Origin of the sequence: Arthrobacter sp. 2YAF22_2 (assembly GCF_052114645.1) — a bacterium.
Classification (GTDB): domain Bacteria; phylum Actinomycetota; class Actinomycetes; order Actinomycetales; family Micrococcaceae; genus Arthrobacter.
In genome coordinates this window covers 1-3,014 of sequence record NZ_JBFRFD010000453.1, presented here as the reverse complement: position 1 = coordinate 3,014, position 3,014 = coordinate 1, and the positions used below count along the sequence as shown (strand labels likewise).

The window sequence follows — 3,014 nt, the reverse complement described above, 5'->3', positions numbered from 1 at the left end:
AGCTGGGACTGGCCCTGCTGGCCGCCATCGCGATTGTGTACGTCATCATGGTCGCCGCGTTCAAGTCGCTCGTGCAGCCGCTGATCCTGCTGGTCTCAATCCCCTTCGCAGCCACCGGCGCCATCGCCCTCCTGCTGGTGACGGGTGTTCCGCTGGGATTGCCCTCCCTGATCGGGATGCTGATGCTGGTGGGCATCGTGGTGACCAACGCGATTGTGCTGATCGACCTGATCAACCAGTACCGCCAGCCACGCAACGGTGAGCCGGGCATGAACGTGGCAGAGGCGATCACGCACGGCGCACGACAGCGTCTGCGGCCGATCCTGATGACCGCGCTGGCCACGGTGTTCGCGCTGACCCCGATGGCGCTGGGCCTCACCGGCGGCGGCGGGTTCATCTCGCAGCCACTGGCCATTGTGGTGATCGGCGGGCTCATCTCCTCCACCGCCCTGACCCTGGTCCTGGTGCCGGTGCTGTACCGGCTGGTGGAGGGCCGCCGCGAACGCCGGGCGCTCCAGAAGGCCAGCGGCAACAAGCCCGCCCACGGCCGCCGGGCCCAGCCCGCTCCTGCTGGCACGGCCGCCGCCCCGAACGAAGCCCACGACCGCCCGCGCGAAAGCGACCCCGACGAGGCCGACGAACCGGACGAGGCCGCGGCGCTCCGCAGCTAACGCCGACCCCGCTCCCCCAACTAGCTCGCAGTAGTTGTCGTTTTGAGCGCTCAAAAGGACAACTACTGCGAGCTAGTTGGGATGGTGGACTCCTGGCCTGTGGATAACCCCATGGGCGCGTCAGAGTTTGCCACGATGGGGCCATGAAGACCCCGCAACCCCTGCCCGACCCGGTGGCCGGCGCCCCATTCACCGTCCTCGAGGCGCTCGACGCCGGGGCCAGCTACCGCCGGCTGCGGCACCGCGGCCTGGTGTCACCGAGCCGCGGCATCCGGATCCCGGTCGGTATCGTATCTGCCCCGGCGCTGGCTCCGATGGTCCGACCATTCACCCGGGTCACGGAGTTCTCCGCGGCGTCACACGCCACAGCGTTCCGGTTCTGGGAAATGCCCGGCTTCTTGCCCGGCTCGGACGGCCCGGAAATACACCTGTCCCGCCCTGACACCATGGCCATCCCCCGGCGGACGGGCGTGATCGGGCATGTCGGCCAGTTCTTCGCCGACGAGATCACGAGCATCGGCGGCCTCCTGGTCACCACGAGGACCAGGACCTGGCTCGATGTCGCCAGGCTCATGGGGGTGGATGAACTCACGGTGGTGGCCGACCACCTGGTCCGGGTCCCGCGCCCCGAACTGGAGGGACGCAGCGATCCCCACGCCAGCATCGCCGAGCTGGCCGAGATGCTGGACCGGCACAAGGGAACGCCCGGCATCCGGAAGGCCCGGCTGGCCTTGGAACAGGCCCGCATTGGCGCCGACTCCGCCCCGGAAACCCGGCTCAGGCTGGCGCTGGCGCGCGCGGGGCTGCCCGAGCCCGGGGTGAACCCGCGCACGGAACTGCGCGCCGGCGTCGTCCGTCAACCCGATCTGGCCTACCCGGACTTTCTCGTGGCAGTTGAATATGAAGGCGACGGGCACTCCGAGGCCGGCCAGGTGGTCCGTGACATCGCCCGTGAGGAAGACTTCGACCGTGCGGGCTGGACGCTGGTCCGGATATCCAAACGCCACATGGCCAACGACGCCCGCTCCGCGGTGGCGAAGGTCCGCGCCGCCCTGCTGGCCCGCGGTTGGGCTCAGCGCTGAATTCGGTCAACTGGGTCGCAGCAATTGGCGTTTTGAGGACCCAAAGCGACACCTATTGCGCGCTAGTTGGGCCCGGGCGGGGCGGAGCCGGGGGTTGCGACGGGTACGCCTGGGACCGGGGCCGCGGCGGCTGCCGGGGGCGGGTCGGAGAACGCCAGCCGGGGAACCAGGACCAGCGCTGCCGCAGCCGCCAGGCCGGTGACGCCGCAGATGGTCCACACCGTGAGGTAGCCGGCCAGCGGTGCGGCGGTCTGCCCGGCGTCGACGGCGGCAGCCCCCGCGTCGCCCAGGACGTGGCTGAGCAACGCGATGCCGAACACCGCGGAAGCGAACGCGCCGCCGATGGTCTTGGTGCTGTTCGTCAGGCCCGTTGCCATCGCCGTCCGGTTCAGCGGGGCCGCCGCCGCCGCCGCGGAAGGCAGCGCCGCCACCAGCGCCCCGCAGCCGACGCCGGCCACCGCCATGTTCACCAGCGCCTCGACCAGGCTGGCATGCAGGGGCAGGAAGAGCAGGTAGCCCAGCCCCACGAGCGCGGCGGCGCCGACGAGGGTCCAGCGCGGCGTCAGGCGCCGCGTCACCACGGGGTACAGCAACGCCCCGACCAGCAGTGCCAGCACGTACACGCCGATGATGATCGAGACCTGGCCCGCGCGCAGCCCCAGGCCGTAGCCATGCAGCGTGGGATCGGTCCGGGCGAAGGTGGAGAGCGGGGCCTGGGCGCCCAGCACGGAGACCCCGAACAGGCCTGCGGTCAGCTGCACCGGCCACATGGACTTGGACCGCAGCATCCGGATGTCCACCAGCGGGTCCTCGCGGCCGAGCTCGACGCGGACGAAGGGAATGAAGACCAGCAGCCCGGCCGCGACCAGCGCCCAGACCCACCAGGCGCCGGGGCCGTTGAGCCGCAGGAAGGTCAGCCCCGAGGTGACCAGCAGGAGCCCGAGAGCAAGCAGTGCGAAGCCGCGGGTGTCCACCCGGGCGCCGCTGCGCCCGATGGACTCCGGCACGCCGAAGCGGATGGCGAACCAGCAGGCGGTCGCGGCCAGGGCCGGCAGCATCAGCACCAGCTGCAGCTGCCCGGCGAACACTTCCACCAGGGCTCCGGCCGCGAGGGCGCCCGCAATGACTCCGAATTCCAGGGCCCCGACCAAGATGCCGGCTGCGCGGCGGGTGCGGGCGGCGCCGTCGGGCAATCCGTGTACGCGGCTGAAGATGAGGGCGATTTCCAGCGGGAGCCAGACCACATAGAACCCCTGCAGCG

3 protein-coding genes are annotated in these 3,014 nt (G+C 70.9%); 2 read left to right on the top strand and 1 reads right to left on the bottom strand.

Features of this window, described 5'->3' with window-relative positions; genetic code table 11:
- Both AB4Y86_RS15715 and AB4Y86_RS15710 read left to right on the top strand, forming a co-directional pair.
- Positions 1-671: efflux RND transporter permease subunit (locus tag AB4Y86_RS15715; RefSeq protein ID WP_441403119.1), on the top strand; the 671-nt coding region annotated here is incomplete at its 5' end.
- 143 nt (positions 672-814) lie between these two features.
- The gene (locus AB4Y86_RS15710; RefSeq protein WP_441403118.1) at positions 815-1,753 is read left to right on the top strand and encodes an endonuclease domain-containing protein; all 939 of its coding nucleotides are present in this window, start codon (positions 815-817) and stop codon (positions 1,751-1,753) included.
- A gap of 62 nt (positions 1,754-1,815) precedes the next feature.
- On the opposite strand, the gene AB4Y86_RS15705 is transcribed toward AB4Y86_RS15710, so the two are convergent.
- Positions 1,816-3,014: MFS transporter (locus AB4Y86_RS15705; RefSeq protein ID WP_441403117.1), on the bottom strand; the 1,199-nt coding region annotated here is incomplete at its 5' end.

Bases quoted from the DNA above. Each gene is read 5' to 3' on its own strand.
- AB4Y86_RS15710 (WP_441403118.1), top strand. From the start codon at position 815: ATGAAGACCCCGCAACCCCTGCCCGACCCGGTGGCCGGCGCCCCATTC.